9 protein-coding genes and 2 pseudogenes are annotated in these 17,490 nt (G+C 76.6%); 7 read left to right on the top strand and 4 right to left on the bottom strand.

The genetic code is table 11. From position 1 onward, the window contains the following. Window positions 1-170: 170 nt before the first annotated feature. Window positions 171-2,105: pseudogene (locus FRAQA3DRAFT_RS38375) on the bottom strand (mycofactocin system FadH/OYE family oxidoreductase 1); the annotation flags it as partial. Between the two features lie 172 nt (window positions 2,106-2,277). On the opposite strand from FRAQA3DRAFT_RS38375, the gene mftR reads away from it, so the two are divergent. Further along, on the top strand, window positions 2,278-2,871 hold the full coding sequence (gene mftR, locus FRAQA3DRAFT_RS03005) for a mycofactocin system transcriptional regulator (RefSeq protein WP_035920526.1): 594 nt from the start codon (window positions 2,278-2,280) through the stop codon (window positions 2,869-2,871). On the opposite strand, the gene FRAQA3DRAFT_RS03010 is transcribed toward mftR, so the two are convergent. Next, window positions 2,771-4,105 (bottom strand): hypothetical protein, encoded by a 1,335-nt coding sequence (locus FRAQA3DRAFT_RS03010; RefSeq protein ID WP_009737590.1) that lies wholly within the window; start codon window positions 4,103-4,105, stop codon window positions 2,771-2,773. The two genes, mftR and FRAQA3DRAFT_RS03010, sit on opposite strands and share 101 nt — an antisense overlap. 73 nt (window positions 4,106-4,178) lie before the next feature. Between FRAQA3DRAFT_RS03010 and FRAQA3DRAFT_RS03015 the strand changes: the two genes are divergently transcribed. The 3 genes from FRAQA3DRAFT_RS03015 to FRAQA3DRAFT_RS36590 are packed head-to-tail and all read left to right on the top strand — an operon-like array spanning window position 4,179 to window position 9,687. Further along, complete coding sequence (locus FRAQA3DRAFT_RS03015; protein WP_009737591.1) at window positions 4,179-4,640, top strand: hypothetical protein; 462 nt, start codon at window positions 4,179-4,181, stop codon at window positions 4,638-4,640. A gap of 9 nt (window positions 4,641-4,649) precedes the next feature. Next, the gene (locus tag FRAQA3DRAFT_RS38195) at window positions 4,650-8,213 is read left to right on the top strand and encodes an HAD-IC family P-type ATPase (RefSeq protein ID WP_051054122.1); all 3,564 of its coding nucleotides are present in this window, start codon (window positions 4,650-4,652) and stop codon (window positions 8,211-8,213) included. Then, window positions 8,152-9,687: a cation-translocating P-type ATPase gene (locus FRAQA3DRAFT_RS36590; RefSeq protein WP_051054124.1), complete on the top strand. Its 1,536-nt coding sequence runs from the start codon at window positions 8,152-8,154 to the stop codon at window positions 9,685-9,687. Before FRAQA3DRAFT_RS38195 ends, FRAQA3DRAFT_RS36590 begins: the two co-directional genes overlap by 62 nt. Before the next feature lie 497 nt (window positions 9,688-10,184). On the opposite strand, the gene FRAQA3DRAFT_RS35705 is transcribed toward FRAQA3DRAFT_RS36590, so the two are convergent. Continuing rightward, window positions 10,185-10,373 carry a hypothetical protein gene (locus tag FRAQA3DRAFT_RS35705; RefSeq protein WP_198287236.1) on the bottom strand — a complete coding sequence of 63 codons (189 nt, stop codon included), beginning with the start codon at window positions 10,371-10,373 and terminating at the stop codon, window positions 10,185-10,187. A 700-nt stretch (window positions 10,374-11,073) separates the two neighbouring features. Here FRAQA3DRAFT_RS35705 and FRAQA3DRAFT_RS34480 point away from each other — a divergent pair. The 3 genes from FRAQA3DRAFT_RS34480 (at window position 11,074) to FRAQA3DRAFT_RS03030 (ending at window position 15,230) form a co-directional block, all read left to right on the top strand. Further along, complete coding sequence (locus FRAQA3DRAFT_RS34480) at window positions 11,074-11,250, top strand: hypothetical protein (RefSeq protein ID WP_009737595.1); 177 nt, start codon at window positions 11,074-11,076, stop codon at window positions 11,248-11,250. After that, window positions 11,247-12,125, top strand: coding sequence for an undecaprenyl-diphosphate phosphatase (locus FRAQA3DRAFT_RS03025; RefSeq protein WP_009737596.1), 879 nt, complete (start codon window positions 11,247-11,249; stop codon window positions 12,123-12,125). Before FRAQA3DRAFT_RS34480 ends, FRAQA3DRAFT_RS03025 begins: the two co-directional genes overlap by 4 nt. Before the next feature lie 291 nt (window positions 12,126-12,416). Beyond that, the gene (locus FRAQA3DRAFT_RS03030) at window positions 12,417-15,230 is read left to right on the top strand and encodes a cation-translocating P-type ATPase (protein ID WP_009737597.1); all 2,814 of its coding nucleotides are present in this window, start codon (window positions 12,417-12,419) and stop codon (window positions 15,228-15,230) included. Window positions 15,231-15,486: 256 nt separating this feature from the next. On the opposite strand, the pseudogene nhaA reads toward FRAQA3DRAFT_RS03030, so the two are convergent. After that, window positions 15,487-16,602, bottom strand: a pseudogene (nhaA, locus tag FRAQA3DRAFT_RS03035) (Na+/H+ antiporter NhaA); the annotation flags it as partial. Window positions 16,603-17,490 lie beyond the last annotated feature (888 nt).

Genomic DNA, 17,490 nt, shown 5'->3' on the forward strand with positions numbered 1-17,490 from the left:
TCCCGCGGCCCGCCCGGGGCATCCGCCGTCGCGGCGGGTCGGCCCTGGCCCGGTCCGGGGACGCGATGGCCCGCCCGGGGGGCGTCGCACTGGCCGGCGCCGATCTCCAGCGCTCGGCGACGGCCTTCCAGGACGGCCTCGAGGACGGTCCGCGGCGCGATCGCGTCCCCCGCCCGGGGCAGGCCCGGGCGGCGCGTGTGCAGCGTGTCCCGCGGCAGCCGGGGACCGCAGTCGATGACGGCGGCGCAGGCGAGGATCTGCCGCTCGGCGGTCCACACGTCCTCCAGGACGAGCCCGTCCCGACCGATCTCGCGCACCCGGGAGCGCACCCGCCGGCGGACCCCGGCGCGGGCCAGTCGCACGCTCGCGGGCGCGAGGTCGCCGGCGGCCAGGCGGGCGCCCACCACCGGGTCGGGCGTGACGATCGTGACCGGGCGGCCGAGCGCGGCCAGCCACTGCGCGGTCGCCACCCCCACGGGTCCCCCGATCGGGTCATGAACCACCACCGGCCCCGGGGGGAGGATCGCCGGCCCCGCCGCCAGGACGTCGACCACGTCGAGGACGTCGAGGACGTCGATCGTCGCTGTGGCGTTGGGGGTGGGCAGGTCCGTCCGTTCGGGGAGCGGCGCCGGGACCGAGCCGGTGGCGAGCAGCACGGCGCGGCCGGTCGCCCGGTGCCGGTCGATCTCCTCGGTGCCGATGTCGGTGTTCAGGCAGATCCGAACGCCGAGCCGGTGGCACTCGGCCACCCACCAGTCGGCCAGCCGGGCCAGCCGGTCGCGCCCGGCCCCCCGGGCCGCGATCCGCAGCGTCCCGCCGAGGCGGGCCGTGCGCTCGGCCAGCCGGACCCGGTGTCCGCGGGTGGCCAGCACGCGCGCGGCCTCCAGCCCGGCCGGGCCACCACCGACGACGAGGACATCCACCGGGGTCGGGGCGCGCCCGCCTGGTTGGGGTTCGACGGTCTCGTGGCCGCTGCCGGGTTCGCCGATGCAGCTCACCACCGGGTTGCGGACATCCCGGACCTGGCATGCCTGGTTGCACAGCACGCAGGGACGCACGCGGTGGCCCTGACCCGCGCGGGCCAGGGCCACCAGGTCCGGCTCCGCGATGAGGGCGCGGGTCATCTCCACGACGTCGGCGGCCGCGGCGTCGAGGGCATGCTCGGCGTCGGCAACGTCCACCACACTGCCCTGCAGGACGACGGGCACCCGGCCGGCGGCGGCGTGCCGCATCTGGCGGGCGAGGTCGGTGTTGAAGGCGGGCGGGGTGGCCGCGTCCGGCCGGTAGGCGCCCGTCGCGAACGGGCCGCCGCGAACGACGACGAGCAGGTCGGCGAGCCCGGCGAGCGCGGCGACCTGCCCGGCCGCCAGCTGCGGGGTGATGCCCGCCCAGGGCGCCAGCTCGTCGCAGCACAGCCGAAGGCCGAGAATCCGCGCGCCGCCGATGGCCGCGCGGACCGCCGCGAGGACCTCGCGGGTCAGGCGGAGCCGGTCCCGGCCATAGCCGTCGGCGCGCCGGTTCGTCAGCCCCGAGTGGAACTGCCGCAGCAGGGAGAACACCCCGGCGTCGATCTCGACTCCGTCGAGCCCGGCCGCCACCGCCCGTTCGGCCCCGGCCGCGAAACCCGCGATGATGCCTGCGATTCCGCTCTGGTCCAGTTCGGCAGGGACCTCCCGGCTCACCACATCGGCCACCGCGGAGGGTGCCCACAGCGGCTGTTGGGACCATGCGCTCGACCCCTGCCCGCCCGCATGGCCCAGGCCGGCCAGCAGCACGGTCCCGTGCGGGCGGACCGCCCGGGCCAGAGCCGCCCAGCCGGGCCCGCAGTCGGCGGCCAGCGGGGCCCGTTCGTAGGGCCAGTCGTCGGGGGTGACCGAGGCGGTCTCGGTGACGATGACACCGGCGCCGCCCGCCGCCCGCCGCCCGTAGTAGGCGACGTGCCGTTCGGACAGCGCCCGCCCGCGGCTCAGGTTGGTCTCGTGCGGCCCGAACAGGACCCGGGAGGGCGCGCGCCGCCCGGCGCGCAGGACGATCGGCTGACTCAGTCGGGTGGCTGTGACCACCGCTCGGACGGGCGGTGCGCCCGCCGGTTCCCCGGGCCGCATCGATCTCCTCTACGGTGATGGTGGGTCGCCGTGGGGGACGGCCCGGGGGCAGCAGGACCGGCGTGTCGACGACGCGGGCCGTCCGGGCGTCGCCCGCCGCCTCGGACATTAGTGGCACTCGGTGCCGAAAGTGAAGTGAGGTGAGGGGCGAGTGGTCCCCCCCGTTGTGACCATGGGTGCCGACAGTCGGCGCACCGGCCGCCGGCCCGCCACCAGCGCGGCGGAGCTCGAGCACCTCGCCCTGCAGATCTTCGCCGAGCGGGGGTTCGAGGAGACCACCGTCGACGACATCGCCCGGGCGGCCGGGATCGGGCGGCGCACCTTCTTCCGCTACTTCGCCTCCAAGAACGATGTCCCCTGGGGGGACTTCGACGGCCAGCTCGAGGTCATGCGCGCGTCGCTGGCGGCCGCGGGAGCGGGCGAACCGATGCTTGCCGTGCTGCGCCGGGCGATTCTCGACTTCAACACCTATCCGCCCGCGGAGGGCGCCTGGCTGCGCCGCCGGATGACGCTCATCCTGCGTACCCCTGCCCTGCAGGCGCACTCGACGCTGCGCTACGCAAGTTGGCGCGAGGTCATCGCCGAGTTCGTCGCCCGCCGGGTCGGTCAACCGGCGGACGCCCTGACACCGCAGGCGGTCGCGGCGGCACATCTCGGGGTCGCGGTCACCGCGTACGAGCAGTGGCTGCGGGAGGAGGGCGCGGACCTGGTCGCGATCCTCGACGAGGCGCTCGGGCTGCTTGCGACCGGTTTCGAGGCGTTCTGACGGCCGGATGGCCGTAACTCGCGGTGACGATCGACCCGCTCGCGCCGCAACGAAAAGTAGTCACATCATTGCGGCGAGCGGTAGCGCTCTGGCGCCGAAGCTGCGAGGCTGTGCACCCATCGAAGCGGTCCGATGACTCTGGGGAGTCATCGGCTGGCCGGTTGACGGGGAGGAAGCGCTCCATGGCAAGCACGAGCTCCAGGAACGGCGCCGAGCCGAGCAGTGCTGGTACGCGCGAGAGCACCATCGCCGGGGCCTCGGCCAGCCCGACCGCCGTGCCGCCCTCAGGATCACCTGCCGGGGGCGGCACCCCGCCGGGTGATGGGAGCTCGCAGCCGGGCACGGCATCCGCGCCTGTGCCCGAGGAGACGCCCGCGCCGCAGGCCAGCTCCGCCAGCACGTCCCCCGGCACCACCGGCTCCGGGTCCACCGGCTCCGGGTCCAGCGGCTCCGGGTCCAGCGGCTCCGGGTCCAGCGGCTCCGGGTCCAGCGGCTCCGGGTCCACCGGCTCCGGGTCCAGCGAGTCCGGGTCCAGCGAGTCCGGGTCCAGCGAGTCCGGGACGACCACCGAGAGGGCTGGCACCGCCAGGGCCAGCACCGGCAAGGCCGGCAGCGAAAGGTCCACCGCGGCGAAGGCCAGCACCGCGAGGACCAGCACCGCGAAGGCCGCCACCGGGAAGGAGGGAGAGGCCGGGAAGGCGGGAGAGGCTGGGAAGGCGGGAGAGGCGAGGTCGGCGAGCGCGAAGACCGCCGCCGCGTCCGGCGCCGCGGGCTCGGCCACCACGGCGAGGCCGGCGTCGAGCAGGTCCACCGCCACGGGGGCGGCCGGGTCGCGGTCCACCTCCGCGCGCGTCAGCTCCACCCGGGCGAGCACAACCCGGGCTGCCTCCGCCCGCCCGTCGTCCGCGCGTTCGTCCGCCGCGGCGACGCCGGCGGAAGCGGCCTCGGCCAGGACAACCACCGGGACCACGGGGCGGGCCGCCGGCACCCGCTCGACCACCGTGCGGGCAGGAGCCGCCCCAACGAGCCCCGCCGGCAGGTCGGCGGCGGGCAGCCGGAGCACCTCGACCCGATCCACGAGCAGCCGGGCCGCCGCTGCGGCCCGTACCGGGACGTCGCGGGCCACCACGACCCGGCCAGCGCCGGGCCGGGCGGCGGCCACGACGTCGGGCCGTGCGGTAAGCGGACGCACCACCGCCCGGAAGGGGGGCGGCAGTCGGGTGACGGCCTCCACCGCCGTTCGGGTGACCTCCGTCCCCGCGGGGGGCGCAGCTGAGACGCACCGTCGCGCGGGCACTCCGACGGAGGTGCGAACGGCCACGCTGCGCCTGCCCTTCGTCACCGCCCACTTCGAGGTCTCCCCGCCGCCCGCGCCCGGCGGCCAGATCCGGTTGGGGCCGCTGAGCCTGCCCACCCCGGGTCGCACCGCCTACTACCTGGGGCTGGGTACGCTCGCGGTGGTCGAGCTGATCGAATGGCCGGTTGCGCTGGCCATCGCGGCCGGCACCTACGTGGCCGGGCATGCCGTGGGACCGCGGGCCGCTGCTCCCCGGGAGCGGGAGGCCGAGGTCGAGATCAGCGCGGAGCTGCCCACCAGCCTCGGCCCGCGCGGGCTGTGGCGGCGGTTCCGGCATTCCGAGCACGGCCTCGGCGGGCTGCCCGGCGGCAACGGTCACACCGGGAATGGTCACCACGGGCGTGATCACGAGGGCCGTGGTCACAACGGATATGGCGGTGGTGGCGCCGCTCGGCCTCGGTCCCGGGGATAGCCCCCGCACGTGAGACTGCCCGGCCCGGCCGCGGCCAGGTCCGCGGCGGCGATGCTCGTCCGGACGCTGAGCGCCGAGCTGACCCGGCCGCAGCGGCGACCGCGGCGCGTGTGGAGCCGGGACGGCGACGCGCACATCGAGATTCATCCGCCGTGGCCCGACGACACCGAACCGGATCCGGCCGTCGCGGACGCCCGCCGGCGGCGCCTGCACCACGCGGTCGTTGCCGCGCTGCACCGACTGGGCGGCGTCGACTGGGCGCAGGTCGATGAGGGCATCGGACGGGTCCTCGTCAGCTTCGACTCCGATCGCGTCGGGGTGGCGGAGCTGGTCGACGCCGTCGCCGCGGTGGAGACAGCCCTGCGCCAAGGCACGAGCGAGCCGGGCCCGGACGCAGGGCGCGCCCGAGCCGGCGCCGAGGTAGGTGCTGCGGCTGACGTCGCCGGTGCCGGTGCCGGTGCCGGTGCTCGGGACGGTGGCGGGCGGGCGGCGGTGCCTGCGCAAGCCGCGCACCCGGGGGATCCGGGGCCGGTGGTCGCCACGATGATCGGTCTCGGTGTGGACACCGCGGCGCTCGGCGTCGCCGTGGCGGCCCGCGTCTGCCGGGTGCCGGCCCTGCCCCGCGCCGCGGGAGCGGTGGTGGCACTCGTGGATCACCAGCCGTGGGTCCGGCGGGCGGTGGAACGCCGCCTCGGCCAGCATGGCGCCGATCTGATGATCGGCCTGGCCGGCGCCGGTGCGGGTGCCCTGACCCAGAGCCCGGACGTCCTCATCGTCGACGTGGCCCACCGGGCGGCGGCCGCCGGCGAGCTGCTCGCCGAACGGGCGGTGTTCCTCCGCCGCCAGCCCGACCTCCTGCGCCGCACCGCCCGGGCGGACCAGGCTCCCGCCTCGCCTCCGGTCCCATCCGAGCCGGTCACCCCGGACTCTGCACGGCCGGCCTCGCCGGACACCGCACCGTTGGTCGCCCCGGACAGTGCCGCGCAGCTGCCGAGTGCCGCGGATTCGTCGGCGCCAGGGCAGCCGCCCGACGGCTTGCCTGGCCCGTCCCGACTACCCGGCGAGATCGGCGCACGCGCGCGTGAGCACAGGCCCCGCCCTCTTCCCGCCGGCCCGATCGAGCGGTGCGCCGATCGGATGGCCACCGTCGGGCTCGCCGTCGGCGCGGCCGGCCTGCTCGCGACCGGCTCCCCGCGGGTCGGCGGCGAGCTGGTGCTGGCGACCGTGCCGCGAGCTGCCCGGCTGGGCCGGGAGGTCTTCGCGGCCACGGCGGCCCGCCGGCTGTCCGCTCGGGACGTGGTGACCCTCGACGCCCGCTGCCTGCGCCGGCTCGATCGGATAGACGCCGTCGTCGTCTGCGCCTCGGTCCTGCTCGGGGAGCGGACGCGGGTGTTGGCCGCCGCGGACGCGGCCACCTGGTCACGGGCGGACCGACTGCTCGACGAGGTGGATCCCCGACGGGTGTTCCATCCGGGCGACGTCGTCGCGCGCGAGGGGTCCGCACGGGTGGTGGCGGTGCACGCTGACGGGCCGCGATCGGCGCTGCACCCGGCCGGGCTACCCGTGGAGCTTCGCGCCGGCCGCCGCCGGGCGCGTGCCGTCGTCGGCGCCGAACTCGACGGGCTCGCCGAGGCACTCCTGCGTGCCGCCCGGGCGTGCGGCACCGTCGTGCTCACCGCCCACGCCAGCACGGCCGAGCTCGCCACGCTCGTCGACACCGTGCTGCCCGCGGGCACGGACCCGGACGCCGAGGTCTGGCGCCTGCAGGCGGCCGGGCGGGTGGTCGCCGTCGTGGGCGGGGGCGCGCGACCGGGGGCGCCGGCGGTCGCCGCCGGGGACGCCGACGCGCTGTTTCGGGCGGACGTGGGAATCGGCGTGGACACCCCCGGTGCCCGCCCGCCCTGGTCCGCCGATCTGATCTGCGCGGACGGGCTGGCCGATGCCTGGCGGATCCTGCAGCTCCCGCCGGTCGCCGCGTCGGTCAGCAGCCGGTCGGTGACGCTCGCCCACTGCGCGTCGGCCCTGGCCGTCCTGACCACCATCGCCGGGCTGGGACGCCCGGACGCCGATTCGGGCCAGGGCTGGCCGGCGCTGATCCGGCCCGCGGCGCTCGCGCGCGGCGGTCCGGTCAACGCCGCCTCGCTCGGCGCGATGGCCCTCGGCGCGCTCACCGCGAGCCACGCCGACCGGCGAAGCCCCCCCGCGCCCGCGTGGCACACCGACTGGCATGCCCTGCCGGCGGACACCGTGCGACGCAGACTGGCCGCCGTCCCGCGGGACCCGGCGGGCCTGGCCGGCGCCACCGCCGAACCTGACTCCACGCGGCTGGCCCCACCCGAGCGGACCACGCGTGCGACCCCACGGGAAACCCCGCCGTCGGAACGCCCGCCGCCGGCAGGCCCGCCGTCGGAACGCCCGCCGCCGGGCGGGGAGAACGACTCCCCGACGCGCGGACGGGCCCTCGGCTCGATGGTCTCCGCCGGACGGGGGCTCACCGTCGCCGTGCTCTCGGACCTGCGCGATCCGCTGATCCCGGTCCTGTTCGTCGGGGCCGCCGCGAGCGCGGTGCTCGGGTCGACGGTCGACGCCGCGCTCGTGGCCGGCGTGTCGGTGGCCAACGCCGTGGTCAGCGGGGCGCAGCGGGCCAGGGCCGAGGCGGTGATGCGCCGGCTGGTGGCCCGGCACACCCCGCTCGCCCGGGTGGTGACGACCGACGGCACCCGGCTGGTCGACGCCGGCGATCTGCGCGTGGGCGACCTCGTCGACGTACGTGCCGCCGACGTGGTGCCCGCGGACGCCCGGCTGGTCCACGCCGAGTCCCTGGAGGTCGACGAGTCCTCCCTGACCGGGGAGTCGGTGCCGGTCATCAAGGACATCGCCCCGACGCCGGGCGCCGCGCTCGCCGAGCGGCGCAACATGCTCTACGAGGGGACGACCGTGCTCGCCGGGTCCGGTCGGGCGGTGGTGGTCGCCGTCGGCGCGGCGACCGAGGCCGGGCGGGCAGGGCAGGCCGCGGTCGGCCACGGCCCGCCGCAGGGTGTGCAGGCCCGGCTCGTCGACCTCACCCGGCTGGCGCTGCCGCTCACCGCGGTCAGCGGGATCGCCGTGGCCGGCCTGTCCTGGCTGCGCGGCACGTCGCTGCGGGCCGCCGTCAACGCCGGGGTGGCCGTGGCGGTGGCCGCGGTCCCCGAGGGGCTTCCGCTGGTCGCGACGGTCGCACAGATGGCGTCGGCGCGCCGCCTGGCCCGGCTCGGCGTGCTCGTCCGCTCCTCCCGCACCGTCGAGGCCCTCGGCCGGGTCGACACCGTGTGCTTCGACAAGACCGGCACCCTGACCGAGGGGCGGCTGGTGCTGCGCGACGTCGTGGTCCGCGCGGCCGTCGCACCCCGGGGGGCGAGCAGCGCCGCGGGCGGGCGCGCCGCCCGGTGGCGGCGGGTCGCCGGAACGGACCCGGCCGCGGCGGCGGTCCACCGGACCGCGGCCGCGGCCAGTCCGGGGGCCGGGTGGGCCGGTGCCGCATGCCACCGACCGGGCGGTGCTCGATGCCGCCCGCGGCCTCATCCCGCCCGGTGAACGCCTGGCGGAGACGCCGTTCGAGACCGCGCGAGGATATGCGGCCACGCTGCTGCGTGGCCCGGACGGGACGGTGACGCTCGCCGTCAAGGGCGCCCCGGAGGTGCTGCTCGACCGCTGCCGGCTGGGGTCCGCCCGGCGGCGGGAGGCGGCGATGGTCGCCGAGGACCTGGCCCGGCGCGGGCTACGAGTTCTCGCCGTCGCCCGCGCGGACCGCACGCCAGACCGGCCACGGCCCGCGGGTGCGCACCCGCGACCGGGCCCGGGCAGCCCGCTCGGGGAGGACCAGCTCCGCAGGCTGGAGCTCGTCGGCTTCCTCGGCCTGGCCGACACGCCCCGGCCGTCGGCGGCCCCGGCCGTGCGCCGGCTGGTCGAGGCCGGGATCCGAGTGCTCGTCGTGACCGGGGACCATCCGGTGACCGCCGGGGCGATCGCCGCCGAGGTCGGCGTCCCGCGGGCCGATCACATCGTCACCGGCGCGGAGCTCGCGGCGCTCGGTGACGAGGAGTACGCGCGCCGGGTCGAAAAGGCGACGGTGTTCGCGCGCATCTCCCCGGAGCAGAAGGTGCGCCTCGTCCTCGCGTTGCGCCGGCGCGGCCACGTCGTGGCCATGACCGGGGACGGCACGAACGACGCCGCCGCCATCCGTGCCGCCGACGTCGGCGTCGCCGTCCGGGGCCACGGGTCGGCCGCGGCCACCGGCGCCGCCGACCTCCTGCTCACCGACGCCGACGTCACCCGCCTGGTCGACGCCCTCGAGGAGGGCGCGAGCATGTGGCAGGCGGTGACCGACGCGGTGTCGGTACTGGTCGGCGGCAACGCCGGGGAGGTCGCGTTCACCGTCCTCGGCACGGCGCTCGGGGGGACGGCGCCGTTGAATCCGCGCCAGCTGCTGCTTGTCAACCTGTTGACCGACATGGCCCCGGCGATGGCGCTGGCCGTCCGGGGGCGTGCACCGGACGGCGGGCATCCCGCAGCCCGCGCCGGCGCCGAGACCGCCCGGTCGGGCGGGGCGGCCGAGCGGGAGCACACCGGGACGGGCCGTGCCGGGCCGGGGAGCGTCCGCCGCGGCGGGGTGACGGCGACCGACTGGCTCACCGGCCCGCTGCGACGCATCCTGCTGATCCGCGGCGGGGCGACGGCGGGCGGAGCGAGCGCCGCGTGGCTGCTCGCCCGGCTGACCGGCACCCGGCGGCGCGCCTCGACCGTCGCGTTGCTCGCGCTCGTCGGCGCCCAGCTGGGCCAGACCCTGACCCTTGCGGGCCGGGATCCGCTGGTCATCACGACGGCGATCGCCAGCGTGGTCGTGCTAGCCATGCTGGTGCAGACGCCGGTACTCAGCGCGCTGTTCGGGTCCCGCCCGGTCGGGCCGGTCGGCTGGAGCATCGCGCTGGGCGCCGCCGCCGCGGCCACCCTCGCGGCCTGGCGGGCGGCGAGGTACCAGAGTCCCGCCACGCCGCCGGGGCGGGGTTGACCTGCCGGATCCGGGATGGCCGGCGGGGGCGAGGCGGCGTGCCGCCCGCTGCCCGGCCGGGTCAGGCCCGCTGGCCGGCCGGCACGCCGAGCCAGCGGCGCACCAGGGTGGTCAGGACGAGGATGACCGCCGTCCCGACCACCTCGATGATCACTCCTGCGAGCAGATGGTTCATCATCGGACCTCCCGTGCCTGACGTGGACGTGCTGCACATCCGGATCTGACGCCGTCGAAGCTGCTCGGCCGCCCGCGCCGGCGCCCGGAGCGGGGCATGCGTCGGCGGGCCCCCGCTTTCCGGTGACACCATGCGGTCCAAAGGTGAACGGAAGGTGAGAGCTCTCGTTCGCGGATGTGACGTGATGGTGAAGCCGTCCGCGGGCAACGCCCGCGGACGGCGGCGGATGGCCGGTTCGGCCGGTCCCGTCCGGGATGTCGGGGCGCGTCGCGTCGCGTCGCGAGCAGCGTCCCGACGGCGGCCAGCCCGGCCGAGATCGGGATCACGACCTGACGGCCCCGGCCTGGCCGTAGGAGCCGGTGACGTCCGCCACGAGCAGCAGGCTGCCCAGGCCCAGCATCGAGACGGGCAGCCGCCCCACGAGACCGGCCGCGAGGCGCACCCACCCGCCGGGCTGGTCCAGCAGAGCGCCGTAACCGCGCGCTGCGCTGTGGGGAGCGCCTGGCGGCACGGGCGGCGCCGACGGTGCAGGTGTGGTCCGAACAGGCGGTGTGGGCCGAACAGGCTGTGGTCCGAACAGGCGGTGGGCCTGCCGGGGCGGACGGTTGGGCCGGCGCGGGGGAGGCGGGACCGGAGGAGGCGGGACCGGGGGAGGCGGGACCGGGGGTAGTCGGGGCGGCGGAGGCAGGATCGGGGGAGGCCGGGGTGGGGGAGGCATGTCGGTGCGGCGCACCGGTGCGGCCGCGGCGGACGGGACGGACCGGGCGGGGCAGGCTCGGCGCGCGCCGGCCACCGGTGCCCGCGGCCAGGCGCGGTGAGCGGTGGGGTGGCGCGGTGAGGGAGTTGGGCGCCTCCGGAGGGACGGCGGCGTCGTCGTGGGAAAGGCTCATGGATGCGTCCGCGGGCCACAGCGCCCGGCGGGCGCGAATCCGGCGGGGTGACGAGGCCCGGCAACGTCCTGCCCGGGGGCGTGGACGCCGACGCGGCGACCGCCCGAGCCGCCGACGCACGGCGAACGCGACGACGACCGCCGCCCACACCAGCCACGACGGCGGGAAACCGGACGACAGGTTGCATCGCACCCTACCAGCCACGATGCCGGCGATCCGGGCGCGTCGCCGCAGCCACCGGCCGGGCGGTGGCCGTCATCCCCGCCCTCCGGACGTGCCTCACGCTCCGCTAGCGTGAGGCGAGTGGAGGGGTGCAGACGGATGACGCGACCAGATCGGACCCGACGGGCGGGTGACCCGCCGACCGACATGGGGGCCGGTCCCATCGACCGCACCGAGCCCACCGGGCGACTCGAGCAGTCCGGGTACGCCGAGCAGTCCGGGTACGCCGAGCAGTCCGGGCGCAGCGGGCTCTCGGGCTCCAGTCGTCGCCGATGAACTTCTTCGAGGGCACGGTCCTCGGGCTGGTCCAGGGGCTGACCGAGTTCCTTCCCGTCTCCTCCAGTGCCCACCTGCGGATCACCGCCGCGCTGGCCGGCTGGGACGATCCCGGCGCCGCGTTCACCGCGGTCACCCAGATCGGCACCGAGACCGCGGTGCTGATCTACTTCCGCCGGGACATCGCGCGGATCGTGCGGGCCTGGGCGCTGTCGTGGACCCGCCGGGAGATGCGCAAGGACACCGACGCCCGCATCGGCTGGCTGGTCATCCTCGGCACGATCCCGATCGGTCTGCTCGGCGTCATCTTCCAGGACGCCATCGAGGGCCCGTTCCGCGACCTGCGCCTGATCGCGACGACGCTGATCGTGCTCGGTCTCATCCTCGGCGGCGCGGACTGGTATGCCTCGAAGGGCCGCCCGCGCGGGCGGCACTCACTGCCGCGGCCGCGCAAGACCCTCCCCGACCTGTCGGTGCGCGACGGCCTGCTCTACGGGTTGGCGCAGTCGGCCGCGCTGATCCCGGGCGTGTCCCGCTCCGGGGCGACGATCAGCGGCGGGCTGCTGCTCGGCTACACCCGCGAGGCGGCCGCGCGCTACTCGTTCCTGCTCGCCATGCCCGCGGTGCTCGCCTCCGGCGTGTTCGAGCTGAAGTCCATCGGCGGTGATGGCGCGCAGGTGTCCTGGGGGCCGACGATCGCCGCCACGATCGTGGCGTTCGCCACCGGCTACGCGGCCATCGCCTGGTTCCTGCGCTACATCTCGACCCGCAGCTTCGCGCCGTTCGTGCTGTACCGGGTCGCCCTGGGGCTGCTGTTGCTGGCATTGCTCGCCGGCGGCGCGATCAGCGCGGACGCGGGTGCCCCGGGCGACTGACGACCCGCGGGCGGACCCGTCGCGGGCGCGTCAACTACGGTGGGCGGGCGGCCCATGCGGCGTACGGAACGCGACGCGCGGTGGGCGGGGGTGCGGGGTGCCCGGTCGGCGCGGTGGCGAGGGACACGGTGCGGTGGGGGACGCGGCATGCCGGGACGTGGCCGTCCCCGGGCGCGCGCACGGTTTCGCGGTGTGCGCGCCGGCCGCCTGCCGGATCCCGGGCCCAGCAGGCGATGCCCGACGCCGCCGCCGAGCTCCTGGTGGCGGCCGCGACGGAGCGTGGAGGACGCCATGTATCGGCCAGGGGTCGCGGGAGCGCGGCCGTCCCCGGGACGGCACGACGGCCCGGACACGGCGACCATCGGGGATGGCGCGTCGGGTGAAGAGCCGGCGAACGCCGCCGAGCCCGGTGATCCGGCCGGATCCACCACCCCGGGCGGCGGATCCGTCGTCGGGCTGACGGCCGCCGAGGTCGCCGAGCGGATCGCCGACGGCCGCGTCAACGACGTGCCGCTGCGCTCCAGCCGGACCCTCGGCGAGATCGTCCGCGCCAACGTCTTCACCCGGATCAACGCGATCATCGGCGTCCTGCTGGCGTTCATGGTCGTCGTCGGCCCGTTGCAGGACGCCCTGTTCGGCGGGGTGATCGTTGCGAACACCCTGGTGGGGTTGTTCCAGGAGCTGCGCGCCAAGCGCACCCTGGACCGCCTGGCGGTGGTCGGGGAGTCCCGGCCGCTGGTGCGCCGCGACGGGGTCGCGGCGCAGCTCGCCGCGTCCGAGATCGTCCTCGACGACGTCATCGAGCTCGGGCCGGGCGACCGGATCGGCGTCGACGGCGTCGTCGCCGAGGCCGAGCACCTGGAGGTCGACGAGTCGCTGCTGACCGGCGAGGCCGACCCGGTGCACAAGCAGCCCGGCGACCAGGTCATGTCCGGCAGTTTCGTGGTCGCGGGCGCGGGCGCCTTCCGGGCGACCCGGGTGGGCCGCGAGGCCTACGCCGCGCAGCTCGCCGAGGAGGCCAGCCGGTTCACCCTGGTGCACTCCGAGCTGCGCGCCGGCATCAGCACGATCCTCCGGGTCGTGACCTGGATGATCATCCCGACCGGCATTGCGCTGATCATCAGTCAGCTCTTCGTCAACGACGACGACCTGCCCGAGGCGATCCGCCGGATGGTCGCGGGCCTGGTGCCGATGGTGCCCGAGGGGCTCGTGCTGCTCACCTCGGTCGCCTTCGCGGTCGGGGTGGTGCGCCTGGGGCGCCGCCAGTGCCTCGTCCAGGAGCTGCCGGCGATCGAGGGGCTGGCCCGCGTCGACGTCGTCTGCCTCGACAAGACCGGCACCCTCACCGAGGCGGCGATGGACGTCGCCGAGCTGCGCATCGTCGACGCGGACGCCGCAACCGATGCCGCAACCGATGCCGCAACCGATGCCGCAACCGACGCCGCGCGGCAGGTGCTGGGTGTGCTCGGCGCCGCCGACGCCCGACCGAACCCCAGCATGCAGGCGATCATCGACGCGTACCCGGCGCCGGCGGGCTGGGCGGTGCGCGCGGACGCCCCGTTCTCCTCGGCCCGCAAGTGGAGCGGCGCGACGCTGGCCGACCCGGCCGGCACCGTCGCCACCTGGCTGCTCGGCGCGCCCGACGTGCTGCTGCCCGCCGGCGACCCGGTGCTCACCGAGGTCGACGGCTACGGTGCGCGCGGCCTGCGGGTGCTGCTGCTCGGCCGGTTCACCGCGCCGCTCGACGGCGCGCTGGCCGACCCGGCGACCGTCCCGGCGTCCGTCGTGCCGGTCGCCCTCGTCGTGATCGCCCAGCGGCTGCGGGCCGACGCGCCGGACACCCTGCGCTACTTCGCCGAGCAGAACGTCGCGGCCAAGGTGATCTCCGGGGACAACGCGCTGTCCGTCGGCGCGGTCGCCCGCTCCCTGGGCCTGCCCGGCGCCGACTCCCCGGTGGACGCGAGAACGCTGCCGACCGATCCCGACGGCCTCGCGCACGCCCTGGAGACCCATTCGATCTTCGGACGGGTGACGCCGCAGCAGAAGCGGGAGATGGTCGCCGCGCTGCAGTCCCGCGGGCACACCGTCGCGATGACCGGCGACGGCGTCAACGACGTCCTCGCCCTCAAGGACGCCGACATCGGCGTGGCGATGGGCTCGGGCAGCCAGGCGGCCCGCGGCGTCGCCCAGATCGTCCTGCTCGACAACAGCTTCGCGACGCTGCCGTCCGTCGTCGGCGAGGGGCGCCGCGTCATCGGCAACATCGAACGCGTCGCGAACCTGTTCCTGACGAAGACCGTCTACTCGGTGCTGCTCGCCGTCCTCGTCGTCGTCACCCGGGTGCCCTACCCGTTCCTGCCGCGGCACCTGACGCTGCTCGGCTCGCTGACGATCGGCATCCCGGCGTTCTTCCTCGCGCTCGCCCCGAACGCCGAGCGGGCCCGGCCGGACTTCGTCGGCCGGGTGCTGCGCTTCGCCCTGCCCGCGGGGATCCTCGCCGCCGCCGCGACGATGGCGTCCTACCTGGTGGCGCGGTCGATCTACGACGATCTCGACGCCGAGACGTCGATGGCGACCCTGACGCTGTTCCTCATCGCGCTGTGGGCGCTGGCGATCGTCGCCCGCCCCTACACGTGGTGGCGCATCGCCCTCGTGCTGACCATGGCGGTCGCGTTCGTGCTGGTCCTGGTCATCCCGTTCGGCCAGGAGTTCTTCCAGCTGTCGCTGGTGGGGACGACCGGCCCGTGGACCGGGGTGGCCATCGCCGCGGGCGCGGGGGTCCTGCTCGAACTCGTCTGGCTGCTGACCCGCCGGCACCTGTCCGCCGCGGCCTCCCGGGACGAGCTGGCCGCGGCGCGGCGCCCCTCGGCGTCGCAGAGCAACGTGCGGACCTTGCCGCGGCCGTCGGCGTCCGGGACCGAGCCCGCCGCCCTCCGCGGGGGGCCGGATGCCGGCGACGAACCGACCTCCGGCGGGCCGGCTTCGGGCCAGGTGGCGGTGGGTGACGTGGCGGTGGGTGACGTGGCGGTGGGTGACGCGACCCGGGGCGCGGTGGCCCGGGGTGAGGTCACCGCGGGTGGGGGGACGGCCGGGGCCCGCGCCTGACCCGGGTCCGCGTTGCGGGGGCAGGGCCGCCCGGGGCGCCGCCACGCTCGTCAGGAGCGGTGGTGGGCGACGGGCGCGACGGCCTTCCCCGCCTCGGACGGCGTCCGGCTCGCCGGGGCGGCTCCTCCCCGCCGGCCGGGCCACCGTCCGACTCCCGTCTGGTGCGTGGGATCGGTCCCGCCCGCCCGCCGGCCTGCTCGGCGAGCGTGCCCGGCCCGCGGGCGCCCGGGTCGCCGGCGGCGGCCAGCGGGGTGCGCAGGGCGACGAGGGCGAGGGCGCTGGCCACGACGGAGGCGGTGAGGATCGCGGTGGAGGCGCCTTCGACCCGGGTGTCGGGCAGGGCGAGGCCGGCGAGGAGCAGGCTGACGGTGTAGCCGATGCCGGCGAGCAGGCCGAGGGGGACGAAGTGGGCCCAGCGGACGCCGTCGGGCAGGCGGGCGGCGCCGAGAAGCACGGCCAGCCAGGCCCCGGCGGGGACGCCGAGGAGTTTGCCGGCGACCAGTCCGATGGCGACTCCCCGGCTGATCGGGTCGCCGGCGGCGTGGAGCAGGGCGGACGGGGCGAGGGATACCCCCGTCGCGGACAGCGCGAACACGGGGATGACCACGGCCGCGGAGATCGGGCCCAGGTGCCGTTCGAGCCGGGTGGCGGGCGCCTCGGTCTCGTCGGGGTCGGGGCGGGCCCGGACGAGCAGGCCGAGGGCGACGCCGGCGACGGTGGCGTGGACGCCGGCGGCGTGCACGCAGACCCAGGTGGCCACGGCGAGGGGGACGTGCAGCAGCGGTGAGGTGTACCGCCGTCGGTGGGCGAGGGCGGCGGTGGCGAGCAGGGTGGCGGCGGCGGCCAGCCAGCCGGGGGAGATGCCGTTGTTGAAGCCGACGGCGATGAGCAGGATGCCGCCGAGGTCGTCGGCGACGGCGAGGCCGAGCAGGACGGTGCGTAGCCCGGCCGGGGCCCGGGGGCCGGCCAGCGACAGCACGCCGAGGGCGAAGGCGATGTCGGTGGCGACGGGGATGGCCCAGGCCCGCCCGGCGCCCGGGGTGCCGTGGGTGAGGGCCAGGCAGATCAGCGCGGGTGCGATCATGCCGCCGGCCGCGGCGGCGACGGGCAGTGCCGCGCTGGCGCGGTCGGCCAGGGCGCCGACGGTCAGTTCCCGTTTGAGTTCCACGCCGACGACGAAGAAGAACACGGCCAGCAGGGCGTCGGCGACCCAGTCGGCGGCGCGCAGGTCGGTCAGGTGCAGCCAGGGCGGGCCGAGGCCGGCGTGCGCGGACCACACCGTGTGGTAGAAGCCGGGTGCGACGTTCGCCCAGATCAGGGCGGCCACCGTCGCGCCGACGAGGAGCAGCCCACCGGTGGTCTCCGCCCGCAGGAAGACGACGAACCCGTTGCGATCGGCCCCTTGAGCGCGGGCCCGGAGTTGGCGCGGCCGCCAGGCCGGACGTTTTCCCTGACGTGGGACAAACGCCTGCTTCCGTGCGGTTTCGCGGCCAGCGGGGCCCGGTTCACAGGGGGGTTGCGACACCTGGCTGCTCCTCCGTCGCGGCCGCCGCCGGGCGACGAAGCCTGCGCGGCGAGGGGATTTCCGACCGCCTCGGAGATCGTAACCGTGAATGCCTCGCGGTGCGCCGGAAATGATACGACCCCACATTCGGACTACGCCGACGTCCGAAATTTTTTCGAGGGTTGCGGGGCCACGGGGCAGGCCGATTCGCCGGGCAGTCGCCCACGCGCCGGTATTGTGCCCGAGGGGCTGCCGCCTGCCGCTGAATGCCCAACACCGAGGGAAAACGCGTGCGGCTCGTGGGCGGCTCGTGCGGGGCCGGTGGGACGGGCCCGGTGGCCGCCCGGCCCGACGCCCCGGCGGGCGCAGCGGGCCGCCCGGCCCATCGGTGACCTCCTGCGCGTGCCGGCGTGCCCCCCGCCCGACCGGGCTGGGGATGTCCGGGCCCGCGGGCCCCCGTCGCGCCGGACGGACCCTCCGGACCGGCCGCGTGGCGCTGCGCGGTGGGGCGGGCGCCGCGGTCGCGCAGTCGGCCTGGCGACGGCGCCCGTGGGGGAGCCCCGCGCACCAGGCCGGCAGGCGCCGTCGGCGTCGCGGTCCACGGGGCGTGCCCCGCCGCCGCCAACCCGCTCCAGGAATTGGCGACGTCGCAGGTCAGCGGCCGGATGAATCATTCGGGACAAGGGTTCGCGGACCACGGCTCACCGGGTCGGCAGGTATGTCATGACTGCCGCGGATCAAAAAGTCGGCGCGAAA

This window comes from Frankia sp. QA3, from assembly GCF_000262465.1.
Lineage (GTDB): Bacteria > Actinomycetota > Actinomycetes > Frankiales > Frankiaceae > Frankia.